The sequence below is a fragment of the Streptomyces deserti genome (assembly GCF_054782695.1).
This window is the reverse complement of record NZ_BAAGRZ010000032.1, coordinates 65,437-81,714: the sequence shown is the minus strand read 5'-3', so window position 1 is coordinate 81,714 and position 16,278 is coordinate 65,437. Positions and strand designations below refer to the sequence as shown.

The window sequence follows — 16,278 nt, the reverse complement described above, 5'->3', positions numbered from 1 at the left end:
GACAACCTCGCCAAGCGCATAACGGACGAGACCACGCCAACCTGGCGAGGAACCTAATAGGGCATACAGGGCAATACGCCTAGATCAAACGCCCTCTAAACGGTCCCTGCGCTCGCTGGCCCGCCGCTGGCTGGACCTAGACGAGGAGATCAAGGACCACGACCGGCTGCTGGGCGAGCTCACCACACGGCAGGCCCCCGAACTCGTGGACGCCTTCGGGATCGGCGCGGACACCGCCGCCGAAGTCCTGGTCGTGGTCGGAGACAACCCCGAACGCATCCGCTCGCAGGCCGCGTTCGCCAAACTCGCCGGGGTCTGCCCGGTCCCGGCCTCGTCCGGCAAGACTGACCGCCACCGGCTCAACCGCGGAGGCCACCGGCAGCTGAACTCCGCGCTCTACCGCGTCGTCATCGTCCGCATGCGCTTCCATCAGCCGACCATCGACTACGTGGCCCGGCGCACGAGCGAGGGCAAGACGAAGAAAGAGATCATCCGCTGCCTCAAGCGGTATTTCGCCCGGGAGATCTACCAAATGGTCAAGTCCCGAACAGAACCTGCCGCAACGGCTTGACGAACTATAGGAGCGTCAATGCCCTCATGGAGTCCACGATCGGCCTGTTCAAGACCGAGTTGATCAAACCCCATCGGCCCTGGAAGACGCTTTCCCAGGTCGAACTCGCCACCGCCGAATGGGTCGACTGGTACTGCCACCGTCGGCTCCACGGTGAAATAGGGCACATCCCACCCGCCGAATACGAGACCAAGTACTACCGCGAAACCACGAAACCCCAGGTCACAGCCACAACCTAGAGTCTCGATCAAACTCGGAACGGTTCAGTGATCTGGTTGTGAGTTCGCTCGGCACCACGTGAGTCGCTTTCCGTACCACTTCATGGGTTTGGCTGACGGATGCCGGTTGGCTTCACTCTGCTGTGGATTGTGGGTGACAGCAGGCTGGAGCCGCTGGTCCTGAGCGAGACCGAGCGGCAGGTGTTAGACAACTGGGTCAATCGCCGCACGACCGCGCAGGGGCTGGCCCTGCGGGCGAGGATCGTGCTGGCGTGTGCGGAGGGCGGGCCGAACCTGGCGGTCGCAGCCCGGCTGGGAATGAACCGGGGCACTGTCGCCAAGTGGCGTACGAGGTTCCTGCGTGACCGGCTGGACGGACTCGCCGACGAGCCCCGGCCCGGGGTGCCGCGGACCATCACCGACGCCCAGGTGGAAGAGGTGGTGGTCCGCACCCTGGAGGAGACACCCGAGGGTGGAACACACTGGTCGAAGCGTGAGTTGGCCAAGGTCGTGGGGATCTCCCCGGCGAGTGTGCTGCGGATTTGGCACGCCTTTGGCCTGCAGCCGTGGCGGACCGAGACGTTCAAGGTCTCCCCGGACCCGTTCCTGATCGACAAGATCCGAGACGTCGTCGGCCTCTACCTGGCCCCGCCGACGAACGCGGTGGTGTTCGCGGTGGATGAGAAGCCGCAGATCCAGGCCCTGGAGCGGACCGCGCCGGTGCTGCCCATGATTCCGGGCACCCCCGAGCGGCGCAGTTTCGACTACGTCCGGCACGGCACCGTCGACCTGTTCGCCGCCCTGAACACCGCGACCGGCAAGGTGATCACGAAGCTGTCCGCGCAGCACCGGGCCGTGGACTTCCGCGACTTTCTCGACGAGATCGACCGCCAGACCGACAAGGGCCTGGCAGTCCACGTGATCTGCGACAACCTCTCCGCCCACAAGGCGCCCGTGGTGCACAAGTGGCTACTCGCGCACCCCCGCTTCCAGCTGCACTTCACACCCACGTACTCGTCGTGGATCAATCAGGTCGAGCGGTGGTTCGCCGAGTTGGAGCGGCGCTGCCTGGAGCGCGGAGTGTTCTGCTCCCTCGACGACCTCAAGGCCGCACTCGAACACTGGATCAAGGTCTGGAACGACCAGGCCAGGCCCTTCAAATGGACCAAGACGGCCAACCAGATCCTCGACCGGATCTGCCGCTACTGCTCACGCATCTCCGAACCAGATCACTAGTCCTCCTCGCGGCGTGAGGCCGTTCATGATGGCGGGCGTGGTGACCCTCCGTGGGTCTGGCATGGAAAGTGCTCCAGAACCCAGGTCAGAGACCGCCGACACGCGGCGCCGACTCTGCCCGGCGCCGCGGTGGGTCACTGTCACTCTGTCGTCGGTTTCACCGGGAGCTGCTGGTCAGAGGATCCGGTCGTTGATCGCATACGAGCCGAACTCCCACTGTCGTACGTTCACGGCCCAGTTGCCGAACCTGACGTTGGGGTTCCACTCATAGCGCGTTCCGTATCCCCCACGGGGGCCGGTCGAGCACGATCCGCCCGTTCTGACAAATCCACCGACCCAGTCACCCTGAGTCCAACGGCGGACGACCACCTGGACCGGTTGGACCTTGTCACGTGGCCCGACGGTGACCTCCCAATTGAAGTTGGTCGTGACGGTGGTGCTCCTGCCGTATCCACCGACCAGGCTTGCGACCACGTTGTACCACTTCTTGCTCGGAGAGCTGGCGTTTCCGAGGTCGAAGCCGCCGCCGATGGACCAGCCGGAGGTGGTTGACTCTGTACGTTCGTGGCTGTACTTGCACTCTCTCCCGGCGGCGGGACAAATCTTGATGGGTCCTCGCCAGATCCAGTCGTCCCAGGTGTTCCTTGCCTGCTGCCGCGTCACTGCACGGGTCTTGTACTTCCCCGTATTGTAGGGAACGACCTGCGCACCGTCGGTGTACGACTGATCCCAGCAGGTCCAGTCCGCCGCGTGCGCCGGCGTCGCGAACATCATCATGGAGGCGAGGAAGGCCACCACTCCCGCCAAGCGGGATCCCAGTTTTCTCTTGCGCATTTATCGTCCTTTCGGTGAGTTTCGAGAGAGGCACCGAGGAAGCATGCCTCTGAGACGGCACGATTCCAGGGGGTTAAGGGGCGCCGTTCGGCCCTCAATGATTCCAACGCGAGCGGATAGCTCTCCGGGTTGGAAAGGCTGCGCAGGAAATGAAGGCCGGAAGGCGTTCTGCGGATACGCGGGCAGTCGTTTCTCAAAGACTGTTCGGGAACGGAACGGAGAGTGGGTGGTCGTCCGCTCTGTACACAGGGCAAGTTTCCCGGCGGCGCCTTCAGGTGGGTGAGCAAGCAAGGCTGGTCGGGCCTGACTAGGGGCTTGAAAAAGGTGCTCTGCCTGCGATGGCGTGATCAATATGTTGGAAGGCAAGCGCGAAGTCAACCCCCTCTGTTCGGGAACGCAATGAACTCAATGCGCAATGCGAACAGCACCGCCGTTGATACCCGACGGTAGGGTAACTTTCTTTCAGCGCAGGGATTCTGGCATGACGTCAGATCTGATACGGCAGCTATAGATAGCCGTTGCTGAGCTTTCTGATCATGGTGTGGTGTCGGCGTGCGCGTGCCAGCGGCGGTGGCAGAGGCGGGCGCGGTGTTGGTGGCGGCGGCACCAGGTGGACCACCACAGCAGGTGGTCGTGGTCTCGTCTGGGCGGCGGAAAAATCAAGGCTCGCAGCAGGCGCAGGAGTTCGTGGCTGCTGAGGGGCAGGAGGTCGGCCTCGTCGGGTTCGTCGCGGGTGGTCTGGTGGTGACCGCGGATTCCGCCTACGGACAGGACTCGCACTTCCGGCGCTTCCTGGAAGACACCGAGCTCTCCTACGTTGTTGCCGTCCCCAAGTCGCAGCAGGTGAAAGGCCTGCGCATTGACCATCTCATCGCCCAGGCCCCGCCGGAGGCATGGCAGCGTCTGTCGGCTGGGCCAGGAGCCAAAGGCCAACGGCTCTACGACTGGGCCGCCGCCCGTCTGCCCGCCGTGGACGAGTCCGACGTCGACGAGCCGACCCGGCAGCGGTGGATGCTGGCCCGCCGCAGCATCAGCAAGCCCGATGAGATTGCCTACTACCTCGCCTGCGCTCCGCTGGACGCCAGCGTCGCCGACCTGGTCCGAGTCGCCGGATGCCGCTGGAAGATCGAGGAGTGCTTCCAGAGCGCGAAGAACGAATGCGGCCTGGACCAGTACGAGGTCCGCCGCTACGTGGGCTGGTACCGGCACATCACGCTCGCCATGCTCGCCCACGCATTCCTCGCCGTGATGGCTGTGCAGGAACGCGGAAAGGGGGTGTCGAGACCGACACGCCCGACCTCGCGGACCTCACACCATCCGAAATCCGTCGTCTGCTGGCAGCTCAACCCCGCCGCCATCCTGCACACCGCGACCACGCGGTGAACTGGTCCCGATGGCGACGCCGCCACCAAGCACGTGCCCGACGCTGTCTTACATGCGGCGTGGGCACACGTTGGTGGGACAGTCGGCCCAAGGCCGTCCCCCGCATGCCCAACCCCCGCTACACTCCCCACCTCCAGGCCGTTGACCACGACAAATACAGAAGTCCGGCTGGAGTACTAGCACTGGCGGCGAGGGCGACGACCGGCTCTGCACCCAAACCTCACCGGCGCCTTCCCCGACATCGCCGACGCGGCGGCTGGGCTGAGCGAGGCACTCGTGCTGGACGGTGAACTCGTCGTGCCGCACGAGGGGCGGCTGTGCTTCGGCGAGCTGCAACGCCGCGCCCGCCGCCGAGGACACAGCGCCGTGCAGGCCGCAGCCGAACGCCCCGCCTACCTGATCGTTTTCGATGCCCTGGAGATCGCCGGCACCGAGCTCCTCGCCCGGCCCTACCGAGAACGGCGCGCCATCCTGGAAGACGTCTGTGCCCGCCAGGTGCTTGCCGCCCCGTTCACCCTGTGCCCCGCCACCAACGACCGGGCAACGGCGCTGGACTGGCTGGACCCAGCCTGGGGAACGGTTGGTATCGAAGGCGTGGTGATCAAGGGCAGCGAGCAGCCGTACCTGCCCGGCAAGCGCGGAAGAGTGTCGCATCAGCAAGTTCCCTGCCTCAGGGAAGGATCCAGCGCCCCGCTTCCGGGCGCCTCGCTTCACGAGTACGCCGACGCGTGGGTGGGGGTCTGTGCTGTGAGGGGTACTGGCAGGGTCCCCCACTGATCGCCTCGCCTTCCTACGCTGGGATCCATGGACAATCGGGCCGAAGTCAGTGCATTCCTTAAGTCCCGCCGCGGCAGGATCACCCCGGAGCAGGCGGGGCTGCCGGTGTACGGGCACCGTCGGGTGCCCGGGCTGCGCCGGGGCGAGGTCGCGATGCTCGCCGGGGTGAGTGTGGAGTACTACACGCGTATGGAGCGCGGTGATCTCAGCGGGGTCTCCGACAGTGTCCTGGACGCCCTTGCTCAGGCCCTGCGGCTGGATGACACCGAGCGGGACCACCTTTACGCCCTGGCCCGTGCGGCGAGCACATCGCCGGCCCGGGCCCGGCGCCGTCCGAAGAAGGTCACCGTGCGGCCCAGCGTGTTGCGCATCATCGAGGGCCTGCACGACCAGCCGGCCTACGTGCGCAACAACCGCATGGACATCCTGGCGGCCAATCCGCTCGCCCGCGCTTTGCTCGGCGAGGTGTTCGAGCAGGAGCCGGCCAACACTTGCCGGTTCGTCTTCCTCGACCCCCGCGGCACCCGGCTCTACCCGGACTGGGAGCGCGTGGCCCGCGACGGAGTCGGGGTGCTGCGGGTCGAGGTCGCCAAGAACCCTTATGACCGTGAGTTGTCGAACCTGATCGGTGAGCTGTCCACCCGCAGCGACGCCTTCCGCACCCTGTGGGGCGCGCACGACGTGCACGTCTTCACCGAGGGCACCAAGCGGTTCCATCACCCGGCGGTGGGCGAGATGGAGCTGGTTCACGAGAGTCTGGACCTGCCCGGCGGGCAGGGGCTGTCCATCACCGTCTACAGCGCCGATCCCGGCACCCCGGCTGCCGACACCCTGAAGCTCCTGGCAAGCTGGGCAGCGAGTCAGAATTGGGACGCGGCCGCTTCTCAGGCCGACACCGAGCGCTGACCCCAGCCGGCCCTCCTTTCTCCCCGGTCCACCGCGCCTTCATGCCGGTCGGCCGGGTGCACCTCATGCCCGTTACACCCGGCGTCCCGTCGGCTCCGGCCATCAACACCCCGTCCTGTGTCGGGGCTGTTTACCCCGATTCGCCGTGTACATACTTACGTTCTCGGCACGAGGGGGTCCCTGCTGTTACCCCTCACAAGCGTGACTGCCTGCCGGGCTCAGCTGCTGGTTTCGTGGATTGCGACGGGCCTGAAGGCCCCCGCCCGCACACACTCGGCGCGCATGCCGCTTTGCTGGCACGCCTTCGGATGACCGGGGCCCGCGCCAGCTCTCTTGAAAGGATCGTCAGTGAGTTCCCCCTCACCCACGAAGCCGGACGCCTCGTCCGCCGCACCGCTCGCAGGTGACGGTGGCACGGCGGTGCCTGCCGGGACGGTCAAGTTGCCGCCGGTGGTGTGGCTGCTGGGTGCCATCGCCTTCATCATGGGCACCAGCGAGTTCGTCGTTTCCGGCCTGCTGCCGGAGATCTCCGGCACCCTGGATGTCAGCGTCTCCAGCGCCGGGACGCTGATCACCGCCTTCGCCGTCGGCATGATGATCGGCGCGCCGGTGATGTCCATAGCGACCCAGCGCCTGCCGCGCCGGTCGGCTCTGATCGCCGCGCTGCTGGTCTTCGCCGCGGGTCACGTCGTCGGTGCGCTCAGCTCCAGCCTGGGGCTCGCGCTGGTGGGCCGGTTCGCTGCCGCGTTGGGCAACGGCACCTTCTGGGCCGTGGGCGCGGTGGTGGCGACCGCCGCCGCAGGACCGGCCGCCAGCACCCGCGCGATGGGTGTGATGGTCGGCGGCATCACTCTGGCCAACATCATCGGTGTCCCGCTGGGTACGGCAGCCGGCCAGCTGGGCGGCTGGCAGGCCCCCTTCTGGATGCTGACCGCTCTGGCCGTGGCCGCCGCCGCTGTAGTGGCCCGCCAGCTGCCCGCCGACACCTCGCGTGCCGACAGCTCCCTGCGCGCCGAGACGGCCGCGCTCAAGCATCCGCGCCTGTGGCTGGTCTACCTGGCCATCGCGCTCATTCAGGCCAGCATCATGGCCGCCTACAGCTACGTCGCCCCGCTGCTGACCGACCGGGCCCACCTCGCGGCCGCGGCGGTGCCGCTGGCGCTGCTGGGCTTCGGTGTCGGCGCCCTGGCCGGTACTACCGTCGGCGGACGCCTTGGTGACCGGCGGCCCTACGGCACGCTCCTCCCGGCCACCGCCCTTACGACCGTGCTTTTGGGCGCCATCACCCTGTGGGCGACCAACAGCGTCGCGGCCGTGGTCCTGGTCGTGCTGCTCGGCACAGCCGGCTTCGCCAACAACCCCGTCGTGGTCGGCGAGGTCGTCCGTATTGCCGGAGCCGGCCGGTCCCTGCCCATGGCCCTGGCCACGTCCGCGTTCCAGGTCGGGATCGCTGCGGGTTCGTGGCTCGGCGGCGTCGCCCTGACCTCCAGCCTGGGCCTGAAGGGCCCGTCGCTGGCAGGCTTCGCCTTCGCCCTGGCGGCCCTGCTGCCTCTGGGCCTGCTGGCCGCCTCCCGCCGTAAGGCGGAATCAGTGCGGAGCTGAACACCGCACAGGCAGGGCGCGCCCAGGCATGCGGCCGCCGACATCTCGAGCCGACAGACCCGTACCTGCCGCCCCGGACGGCATCAAGCGCCGCTGATCAGATGGCGCCGACGGCCCTTACAGCGAGAGAAGGAAGGTCTCAGACATGACCACCAAGGTTCCCCAGGTTTCCCTCAACAACGGCGTGCAGATGCCGATCCTCGGTTTCGGCGTCTTCCAGATCCCCGAAGACCAGACTCAGCGGGTGGTGGAGGCCGCGCTGGAAGCCGGCTACCGCCTGTTCGATACTGCCGCCGCGTACGAGAACGAGCGGGCCGTGGGCCGGGCCATCGCCGCCAGTGGTATCCCGCGCGAAGAACTGTTCGTCACCACAAAGCTGTGGGTCCAGGACTACGGCGAGGAGAGCGCCAAGCGCGCCTTCGACCGCTCGCTGGACCGTCTCGGTCTTGACTACCTCGACCTCTATCTGATCCATCAGCCCTTCGGTGACTACTACGGATCGTGGCGGGCCATGGAGGAATTCAATCGGGACGGCCGCGCCCGGGCGATCGGGGTCAGCAATTTCTACCCCGACCGGCTCGCCGACCTCGTCACCCACAACGAAGTCGTCCCAGCGGTCAACCAGATCGAGACGCACGTCTTCTTCCAGCGCACCGACGACCAGAAGCTGATGCGTCAGCACGGCGTCCAGCACGAGTCCTGGGGACCCCTCGCCGAAGGCGGTCAGGGCTTCTTCGACAGCTCCGTGCTCGTCGAGATCGCCCGCGTCCACGACAAGTCCGTCGCCCAGGTCGCGCTTCGCTGGCTCGTCCAGCGCGAGGTTGTCGTGATCCCGAAGTCGGTGCGACCCGAACGCATGGCAGAGAACCTCGACGTCTTCGACTTCCAGCTCACCGCCGACGAGATGGCACGCATCGCCAGCCTGGACACGGGCCGCAGCCACATCTTCGACCACCACGACCCCGAAAAGGTCACGTGGCTGGGCGGGATGCGGTTCGACACCTGACGCCGCGCCGCGGTCGATGATCGCAGCGGTATCGCACACATCCGCAGTCGCTTCCCTGGCCACCAGGTGGTCGGCCAGGGAAGCGCCCGGCCCGGAGACATGGGGCACCGCTCTGTCGTCCTCCAGCCGCTTGCACAGGAAGCACCCTCATGCGCATTCGCTTCGCCCGCGTCGCAGCAATCCCCGCTCTGGCGGCCGTTCTCGTCTTGGCCCCGTCCGCGCCCGCCGCCACCGGAGAAGACCGCACGCAGCCCGTCATAACCAACGTGAAGACCGCGGCCGCGTTCGACTTCGCCTCCGGCGACTCTCCCGAGAACATCACCGTCAACCCGGACGGCTCGCTGACCGTGTCCCTGCTGGGCGCGCCCGCGCACAAGCCGCCGAAGCTGATACGGATCACCTCGTCCGGGCACCGCACCACCCTCGTCGGCGGGCACCTGGGCGATCAGATCACCGGCAACACCCGCGGCAGCGACGGCACCGTCTACTACAACGTGGCCTCCGACGATGCCTCCCGCAGCGGTACCTGGAAACTGCCCCCGCACGGCCGCCCCCAGCGTCTGGCCGCCCTGCCCGCCGACGGTCTGCCCAACGGCCTGGCCATCGATCCGTCCAACCGCACCCTGTATGCCGCCGACAGCCTGAACGGCAGGGTGTGGGCCATGCCGGTCTCCGGCGGGCCGGCGAGGGTCTGGCTGACCGGCCCGGCGCTCGCACCCGATCCCATGGCGTCCCTGAAGCTGGGCGTCAACGGCATCCGCTTCCACAAGGGCGCCGTATGGGTGAGCAACTTCAATAAGGGCACGCTGCTGAGGGTCCCGGTCACCGCCCACGGAACGCCCGGCCCCATCCACACTGTCGCTGACAACCTGCCTGATGTCGACGACTTCTCTTTCCTCAACAACCGCTCCGACACCGTCTTCGCCGCGCAGAACGACCCGACCGACCGGGTCAGCGTCGTGCATCCGAACAGGACCACCCAGACCGCTCTGACGGTCGGCGACGGCCTCGCCTCACCCACCACCACCGCCGTACGCGGCAACCAGCTCTACATCGCCAACGCCGGATTCAACGCACCCCACGACGCGAAACTGCAGCGCGCAACCATCAACCTCGACCCACTCCACGCGCCCCCTCATCACCACTGAGCGGGCCCGTACAGTCCTGCGCCCGGCCGAGCGGGCTCACGTCGACGTGGACGCAGAGGCATCCGGCTGGCTCCAGGGCAGTAAACCGCCCACAGCCGCAGAAGTCGAAGACTGTCTTCGACTGATGCCACGAACCGTCCAGGTCGTCCCGAGCCCACCGCAACTCTCCCGCCACCCCCACCGCGGCGCGAGCCGCACAACGCCAAGGAGCACCATGGAGTACCGCAAGCTCGGAAACACCGGAATCGCCGTCTCCCGCATCGCGTTCGGCACGATGTACTTCGGCGTCCAGACCTCTGAAGACGAGGCGTTCGTGCTCTTGGACGCGTTCGTGGACGCCGGCGGCAACCTGGTCGACACCTCCAACGTCTACGGCGGCGGAAGCAGCGAAGAGATCATCGGCCGCTGGTTCGCCAGCCGCCCTACGGACGTCACCGACCGCGTCGTGCTGGCCACCAAGGGCCGCTACGGCACCGGCACCGACGTCAACGGTCTCGGCTCCACCCGCCGGCAGCTGCGCCGCTCCCTGGACGCCTCCCTGCGCCGCCTCGGACGCGACCACGTCGACCTGTACCAGATCCACGCCTGGGACCCCCTGACGCCGATCGAGGAGACGCTGTCCTTCCTCGACGACGCCGTCCACTCGGGGAAGATCAACTACGTGGGACTGTCCAACTTCACCGGGTGGCAGCTCCAGCTCACCCTCTCCACCGCGCAGCAGATTGGCACTCACGCTCCCGTGACCCTCCAGCAGCAGTACAGCCTGCTCTCCCGGGAAAGCGAGTACGAGGTCATCCCCGCCGCATTGCACAACAACGTCTCCCTGCTGCCCTGGTCCCCCCTCGCCGGCGGCTTCCTAACCGGCAAGTACCAGCGCGGCACCACCCCCGCCCCTGACACCCGCGCCGGCTCCGACGACGAGCTCTACCAGTGGGTCTCCGCCGAGTACGCCGCCTCCGACCGCAACTGGCACACCATCGACACGGTCGTCCGCATTGCCCGCAAGACCGGCAACACGCCCAGCCAGGTCGCCCTGGCCTGGGCGGCCGACCAGCCCGCCGTCGCCGCTCCCATCGTCGGCGCCCGCACCCTCGCCCACCTCACCGAGAATCTCGGCGCGGCCGAACTCCACCTCGACGCCGAAACCACCGAGGCTCTCAACACCGTCAGCGCACCCCAACACGGCGGCTACCCCTACGGCGGCTTCGGCACGGCACAGCGCTCCCGCGACTTCCACGGCAGCAAGCCCCAGGCGAACCTCATCGACGGCGGAAGCGACGCACCTCTCGGTCACGCATAGCCGCACAGGACAGGTCCGCGTAAGCGCTGCTTGGCGTAAGCCCCAAGTACCGGCTTAGAGCCACGTCGTACTCGCTCGCCTGACTGATCAGAAAGGACTGGCCCCTGGGACGCCCGAGTCGTCCCACAACTGAACCCAGCGCAGCCGCTCACCTGCTCACAACCTGACTACTGCAGCCCCTGGCCGAGTCCCCGGTCCCCAGCCCGTTACCGACAGGGGTTCTGGAAGACCGCTCACGTCTGAGAGGCGCCTCGGCTGCCCACACATCACGACGCCGTGCTTACGGACACCACAGCGGACAACCGACAGCGCTAAAGCCTGTCCATAACCGGTGTTTCAGACTGGGGCCTGCTTGAACAGGACCAGGTGCTTCCATTCGTCCTACGACGCCGCAAGTCGCCGGTCGAGGAGGCGTGCGGCCCAGGGCAGGGACAAGTTGACCGCCAGGTAGACCAGGGCGATTTCGGTGTAGATGGGTATGGCGTATTCGCCGCCCAGGTATTCCACCGCGATCCGGCCGTTGCGCAGCAGTTCGGTGTAGCCCACGATGAACCCGAGCAAGGTCTCCTTCAGCAGGACGACGAGCTGGCTGATCAGAGCGGGAAGCGTGGGCCGGACCGCCTGCGGCAGGATGACGATCCGCATCGCGGCCGGGCGGCTGAGCCCGATGGCCGCAGCCGCTTCGCTCTGACCTCGCAGCAATGAGAGGATGCCGACGCGAATGATCTCGGCGGGTGAGGACCCGTCGTTGCGCGGCTCGACCTCATGGGTTCACCGCCGATCGGCTAACGCCGACGACAGTCGACCTTGGTGCCCTTTTCACCGCTCATTCGTGGCACCCGCTACGGGGACGAGCTGCCATGTTCCATCTGGTGGATGAGGCGTTTGAGATGGGTGATCTCGTCCTGGAGGGCTTGGTCGCCGGCCGCGGGCGGTTGAAGTGCGCGGAGGCAGCGGGTGGCGTGGGCACGGAGGGCGTCTTTGAGCTCGGGTGGGCCCTTGACAAGGGTGAAGTCGGCATCGACCGAGGTGATCATCGAGACCAGGGTGGAGGGATGTCGGCGCCGATGTGCAGGAGGCAGGTGCGATCGTCGACGGCCTCGATGACGCCCGTGCCCGGCGCGATCCGGTCGGCGACGGCGTCGGCAGGTTTGTGCAGGGTGACGGTGGCCTGGTAGGGCCATGCTTGCGAGGACAACTGGTGCGAGACGTAGGCGGCGATGTCGCCGTGGGGCGGTTGCCTGGGCGTGAACCGGGGGCCGGTGGGCGTGCGGGGCCCCAGGCGGTCCACTCTGAACGTACGCCAGTCGCCGCGATCGGTGTCCCACGCGACGAGGTACCAGCGGCGGACGAAGCTGACCAAGCTGTACGGCTCGACGTTGCGGACCGAACGGCCGGTGCGGGGGCTGGAGTAGTCGAAGCGCAGGCGTTCGTGGCGGCGGCATGCCTCTGCGATCGCCATCAGCGTGTCCGGGCTAACCGCGGGGCCTGCCGCGCCGACCCGTACGGTCGCCTGGTGCAGGGTGTTGACGCGGTGCCGCAGGCGGGACTGCAGTACCTGCTCGAGCTTGGCCAGCGCACGCAGAGAGGTCTCCTCGATCCCCTCGACCGAGCCGCCCGCCGCCGTGCGCAGGCCGACGACCACGGCGACCGCCTCGTCGTCATCGAGCAGCAGCGGAGGCAGGGACGCGCCGGCCCCGAGCCGGTAGCCCGCCACGCCCTGGATGGCCTCGACCGGGTAGCCCAGGTCACGCAGGCGCTCGACATCCCTGCGGACCGTGCGGGTTGTCACACCCAGTTGTTCGGCCAGCCGGGCGCCGGACCAGTCACGCTGGTTCTGGAGCAGCGACAACAGTTTGAGCAGCCGCGCGGAAGTCTCCAGCATGTCCGCCAGACTCCCACATGCTCAGGAGCGATTCTGTCCTACCTGCCCCTCGGGGAGGAGAGCGCCTTGCTGTCGATGCTCATGGCGACGTCCCGGCGTAGGAAGGCGGAGAACGTCCGCCTCTACGTCAAGCCCTCCCCGGAGGAGGTCGTCGAGGTCACCGGCCTGGGCGGGACCCGGTGATCCGCCCGGCCGACCGGAAGGCCATCGGGTTCTTGATCCTGGGGGAGGCCACCCCTTTTCGGATGCCTGCCAAGCGCTTGGGAACATAGGACCTCAGTTGTCCTAAGCCGCTTCTAGAGTCGCCCACGTGAACGACATCGGGCCCTTCCGCATCGAAATCCCGCAGTCCCAGCTGGACGGTCTTTACGCCCGGCTCGACCTCACCACCCGCTGGCCGGACGAGCTGCCCGGTGTCGGCTGGAGCTACGGCGTCCCCCCTCGACTACGCCAAGGAACTGGTCGAATACTGGCGCCACTCCCACGACTGGCGGGTCCATGAGCGGCGGCTCAACTCCTTCCCGCAGTACACCACGGAGATCGACGGGCAGAACGTACACTTCCTGCACGTCCGCTCCGCGAAGCCGGACGTCGCGGACAGTCACACGACCCGGGCTCGGGCCGCATCCGGTGGGTCGCAGAGTCGGCCATGGCCTGGCTCTACGGACCTGGCCGTCTGCGGACCCGCTGGGAGGAAGCGTCCCTCGACACCTAGGTCCATGTGCTGAGTTCGGTTCGGGCTGGGGTCGGGTTCCGGTCGCGAGCTCCGTCGCTAGCGTTGGCGATCAGCCACGATCACACGCGTGACGCTCATGGCGGGCGCGGCTTGCCCGACGCGCCCCCGGGGAGCGGATACCCGGCCCAGGTGTCGTGGATCACCCGAGGAGAGCGATGTCCAGCAGCGGCTACATGCATCTTTGCGAGTTCGATGTGTTGGAGGAGGGCGTGCCCCGACGGTTCGAGGTGGAGGGTGTCCCCGTTTCCCTCGTCCTGGCCGAGAAGCAGGTGTTCGCGATCCACGATGTGTGCTCGCACAGTGCCGTCTCGCTGTCCGAGGGGGAGGTGGACGGGTGCACGGTCGAGTGCTGGCTGCATGGCTCCCGGTTCGACCTGCGTACCGGACAGCCCCTCGACCCGCCGGCGACACGTCCCGTGCCTGTGTATCCGGTGCGGATCGAGGACGGATGCGTGTACGCGCTCGTGGCGCCGCGGGGTGAACGGTGAGGCAGGCGTCGGACGATGTCCCCGGGGAGCGGGCCGATGCCGCCCGCAACCGTGCCCGGTTGCTGGAGGCGGCCGCGGAGCTGGTTGCCGAACGGGGAGCGGAGCGACGATGCACGAGGTCGCGCAGGCGGCCGGTGTGGGCAAGGGCACGCTCTTTCGCCGGTTCGGCGACCGCACCGGGCTCCTGTTGGCTCTGTTGGATGACGCCGAGGCCGAATTCCATGAGGCATACACCTCCGGGGCGCCGCCGTTGGGGCCGGGAGCACCGGCGAGTGAGCGGCTGGCGGCGTTCGGTTGTGCCTTGATCGCGCGCATCGCCGACGAGGCGGACCTGGGTGCCGCTCTGGCACGCCAGGTTCCCCTTGAACGGCGCCATGGTTCGAACGTCGGCCGGGCCTTCCATGACCACGTCGCGTCCCTCTTGCGGGAAGCGGGAGTTGAGGGCGATCACGACATGCTCGCCCACGCCATGCTCGCTTGGACGAACTTCGAGACTATGGATTACCTGCGCAATGAGGGCCAGGTCGCCACCGCTCGTCTGCAGGCCACCTGGGTGGACCTGGTGCGGGGGGTGGCTGGAGCGGACGGACGGGAATGCCGGAGCTCCGCGCCATGACCGAGGCATCGGCTGAGACGGCGCCCGTGACCGGATGACAGGTCGAGTCCGCTCACTCTCAGGGCTCAGGCGGCAAGGAGTTCGGCAAAGCAGTCATGAGTCCGACCGTTGGCGTCTCATGGCCGCGAGGAGGCAGCGGGACCGGGACGGGCCTCCTGTGCCGACGGCGTCGGTGGTGGCATGGACCGTCTTCGGTGTGCATCCAGCTTGCCTGCACCTGATCACCTCTCACTACGGCCATCATCACGGCGGGAAGACGCGCACGGCGCTCCTCCCGCCCATCAACTCCGCTTCTTGGGTGTCATGGGCACTGCGGAGGACGACGACGTTACCCAGATCACGGGACAAGCGGGTGACGAGGGCGGCGACGCCATGGTGCCAGTCGGCCGGGGCAGTTGCCGGAGCAACGACGATCAGCTCCAGGACGTCCGCAGGATGTGAGGCAGTTCCGTCGATTACGGCGCCGTTCAGCGCGAGGTAGTCCGGTACTGGGTGGAGGTGGGCTTGCGCCTGTTCGCGGACCGTGTCGATGACGCGGTCCCGCAGGTCGGTGAGCTGATGCAGAGCGCCCCAGGCGATGTGGCCTGTCATAAGACGTACGGCTTCTCCTTTGCGCCTGGGGGCGATGAGGCCGGGCAGACCGAGGCGAAAGAGCGCCGCTTCCAACTGGCTGGGGGTCACTGCGGCGGCTTTGGACAGCTCGTCGAGCGTCAGCGGTCTGGCGGCGTCGGCGGTGTGATGATCGACGAGGGCGGTGAGGAGCCGGCCTGAGGTTCCCGGGAACAGCGCGGACAGCGGAGTCCGGAAGTTCATGGCGTGGCCTGACCGTCCGGAGTCGGTGAGTCCCTGAGGAACTCACCGGGGACGAACCGGCTCAGTGCGGCTCTGGACAAGCGAAACACTCCGCTTCTGTGAAGGGAACTGCCCCACGGCAGGAGACAACGGGTTCTCGCCGGCTTCGCAGGCAGGTGGCATCGACGACGAAGCCGACGAGAGTCTGATGTCCGGATGCCTCGGTTCGACCGGTCAGCCACCGGAAAATCGATCGTTCACGAGCGCGGTGGCGGTCTCGTGGAACTCCTCGAGAACAGCGAGGAACCCGAGCCTGCCCCACAGCGCCAGGCCCAGAACGGCGACACCCACGGCCGTCATGTGCACGGCCCCCGGGAGGTCCTGGCCCGACAACGCGCGCATCGCCGACTCGTCCCCGCGGGCCCATGCCCGCGTTGCCTCGGCAATGGCGATCTCGTGGTGGGGCGGGGCTACGGCAGCGACCTCGTCGGTATGCCGAACCAGTTCGCCCACCTGCCACCGCTTGCCGCTCAACTCCATGATGCTGATGGTGGAGCGCAACAGCCCACTCAGGATGGCGTACACCTCTATCCAGCTGCCTGCGTCCAGACCGGACAGCGCCTCTTCGACCGCGACGGCGTTGCGGTCCGTGTAGCCCCGGACAACGTCCAGCGCGCGCTCGTGAGAAGTCTTGGGCGCTGTATCGCTCATACGACTCACACTATGGTCGTCCAGACCGGCGGGAATCGGTCTCTTGTCTCAACCCGCCTCGGAAGAATG

Annotated in this window: 16 protein-coding genes and 3 pseudogenes; 14 read left to right on the top strand and 5 right to left on the bottom strand. The window is 67.3% G+C overall.

The features are described 5' to 3' along the window. Positions 1 to 205 precede the first annotated feature (205 nt). The 3 genes and pseudogenes from ACYVMZ_RS33570 (at position 206) to ACYVMZ_RS33560 (ending at position 2,025) form a co-directional block, all read left to right on the top strand. Positions 206 to 571: a transposase gene (locus tag ACYVMZ_RS33570; RefSeq protein ID WP_461086492.1), complete on the top strand. Its 366-nt coding sequence runs from the start codon at positions 206 to 208 to the stop codon at positions 569 to 571. 17 nt (positions 572 to 588) lie between these two features. Then, a pseudogene (locus ACYVMZ_RS33565) lies at positions 589 to 810 on the top strand (integrase core domain-containing protein); the annotation flags it as partial. A 129-nt stretch (positions 811 to 939) separates the two neighbouring features. Beyond that, on the top strand, positions 940 to 2,025 hold the full coding sequence (locus ACYVMZ_RS33560; protein ID WP_461086490.1) for an IS630 family transposase: 1,086 nt from the start codon (positions 940 to 942) through the stop codon (positions 2,023 to 2,025). 174 nt (positions 2,026 to 2,199) lie between these two features. Here the strand turns inward: ACYVMZ_RS33560 and ACYVMZ_RS33555 are convergent, their stop codons facing one another. After that, positions 2,200 to 2,859, bottom strand: coding sequence for a hypothetical protein (locus tag ACYVMZ_RS33555; RefSeq protein WP_461086488.1), 660 nt, complete (start codon positions 2,857 to 2,859; stop codon positions 2,200 to 2,202). Positions 2,860 to 3,603: 744 nt separating this feature from the next. Between ACYVMZ_RS33555 and ACYVMZ_RS33550 the strand changes: the two are divergent. The 7 genes and pseudogenes from ACYVMZ_RS33550 to ACYVMZ_RS33520 all read left to right on the top strand — a co-directional run. Then, a pseudogene (locus ACYVMZ_RS33550) lies at positions 3,604 to 4,242 on the top strand (IS701 family transposase); the annotation flags it as partial. A gap of 207 nt (positions 4,243 to 4,449) precedes the next feature. Further along, positions 4,450 to 5,019 carry an ATP-dependent DNA ligase gene (locus ACYVMZ_RS33545; RefSeq protein ID WP_461086502.1) on the top strand — a complete coding sequence of 190 codons (570 nt, stop codon included), beginning with the start codon at positions 4,450 to 4,452 and terminating at the stop codon, positions 5,017 to 5,019. A 27-nt stretch (positions 5,020 to 5,046) separates the two neighbouring features. Next, on the top strand, positions 5,047 to 5,925 hold the full coding sequence (locus ACYVMZ_RS33540; RefSeq protein WP_461086486.1) for a helix-turn-helix transcriptional regulator: 879 nt from the start codon (positions 5,047 to 5,049) through the stop codon (positions 5,923 to 5,925). 348 nt (positions 5,926 to 6,273) lie between these two features. Continuing rightward, the gene (locus ACYVMZ_RS33535) at positions 6,274 to 7,527 is read left to right on the top strand and encodes an MFS transporter (protein WP_461086483.1); all 1,254 of its coding nucleotides are present in this window, start codon (positions 6,274 to 6,276) and stop codon (positions 7,525 to 7,527) included. A gap of 145 nt (positions 7,528 to 7,672) precedes the next feature. Next, positions 7,673 to 8,533: an aldo/keto reductase gene (locus tag ACYVMZ_RS33530; protein ID WP_461086481.1), complete on the top strand. Its 861-nt coding sequence runs from the start codon at positions 7,673 to 7,675 to the stop codon at positions 8,531 to 8,533. A 149-nt stretch (positions 8,534 to 8,682) separates the two neighbouring features. Beyond that, complete coding sequence (locus ACYVMZ_RS33525; protein ID WP_461086479.1) at positions 8,683 to 9,681, top strand: hypothetical protein; 999 nt, start codon at positions 8,683 to 8,685, stop codon at positions 9,679 to 9,681. Positions 9,682 to 9,895: 214 nt separating this feature from the next. Then, positions 9,896 to 10,981 carry an aldo/keto reductase gene (locus tag ACYVMZ_RS33520; RefSeq protein ID WP_461086477.1) on the top strand — a complete coding sequence of 362 codons (1,086 nt, stop codon included), beginning with the start codon at positions 9,896 to 9,898 and terminating at the stop codon, positions 10,979 to 10,981. Between the two features lie 381 nt (positions 10,982 to 11,362). Here the strand turns inward: ACYVMZ_RS33520 and ACYVMZ_RS33515 are convergent, their stop codons facing one another. Next, entirely contained in the window at positions 11,363 to 11,704 is a 342-nt protein-coding gene (locus tag ACYVMZ_RS33515) for an ABC transporter permease subunit (protein ID WP_461086500.1), read from the bottom strand. Positions 11,705 to 11,823: 119 nt separating this feature from the next. After that, positions 11,824 to 12,866 (bottom strand): annotated as a pseudogene (locus ACYVMZ_RS33510) (helix-turn-helix transcriptional regulator). A gap of 310 nt (positions 12,867 to 13,176) precedes the next feature. Here ACYVMZ_RS33510 and ACYVMZ_RS33505 point away from each other — a divergent pair. From ACYVMZ_RS33505 to ACYVMZ_RS33490, 4 genes are all read left to right on the top strand, one after another. Further along, the gene (locus tag ACYVMZ_RS33505; RefSeq protein ID WP_461086475.1) at positions 13,177 to 13,368 is read left to right on the top strand and encodes an epoxide hydrolase N-terminal domain-containing protein; all 192 of its coding nucleotides are present in this window, start codon (positions 13,177 to 13,179) and stop codon (positions 13,366 to 13,368) included. Then, positions 13,280 to 13,594 (top strand): epoxide hydrolase N-terminal domain-containing protein, encoded by a 315-nt coding sequence (locus ACYVMZ_RS33500; protein ID WP_461086473.1) that lies wholly within the window; start codon positions 13,280 to 13,282, stop codon positions 13,592 to 13,594. The genes ACYVMZ_RS33505 and ACYVMZ_RS33500 overlap by 89 nt, the downstream gene beginning before the upstream one ends. 163 nt (positions 13,595 to 13,757) lie before the next feature. Next, the gene (locus ACYVMZ_RS33495) at positions 13,758 to 14,090 is read left to right on the top strand and encodes a non-heme iron oxygenase ferredoxin subunit (protein ID WP_461086471.1); all 333 of its coding nucleotides are present in this window, start codon (positions 13,758 to 13,760) and stop codon (positions 14,088 to 14,090) included. A 109-nt stretch (positions 14,091 to 14,199) separates the two neighbouring features. Next, positions 14,200 to 14,706 (top strand): TetR family transcriptional regulator, encoded by a 507-nt coding sequence (locus ACYVMZ_RS33490; protein ID WP_461086469.1) that lies wholly within the window; start codon positions 14,200 to 14,202, stop codon positions 14,704 to 14,706. 243 nt (positions 14,707 to 14,949) lie between these two features. On the opposite strand, the gene ACYVMZ_RS33485 is transcribed toward ACYVMZ_RS33490, so the two are convergent. Then, entirely contained in the window at positions 14,950 to 15,519 is a 570-nt protein-coding gene (locus ACYVMZ_RS33485) for a hypothetical protein (RefSeq protein WP_461086467.1), read from the bottom strand. A 213-nt stretch (positions 15,520 to 15,732) separates the two neighbouring features. After that, entirely contained in the window at positions 15,733 to 16,209 is a 477-nt protein-coding gene (locus ACYVMZ_RS33480; protein WP_461086465.1) for a hypothetical protein, read from the bottom strand. Positions 16,210 to 16,278: the final 69 nt, after the last annotated feature.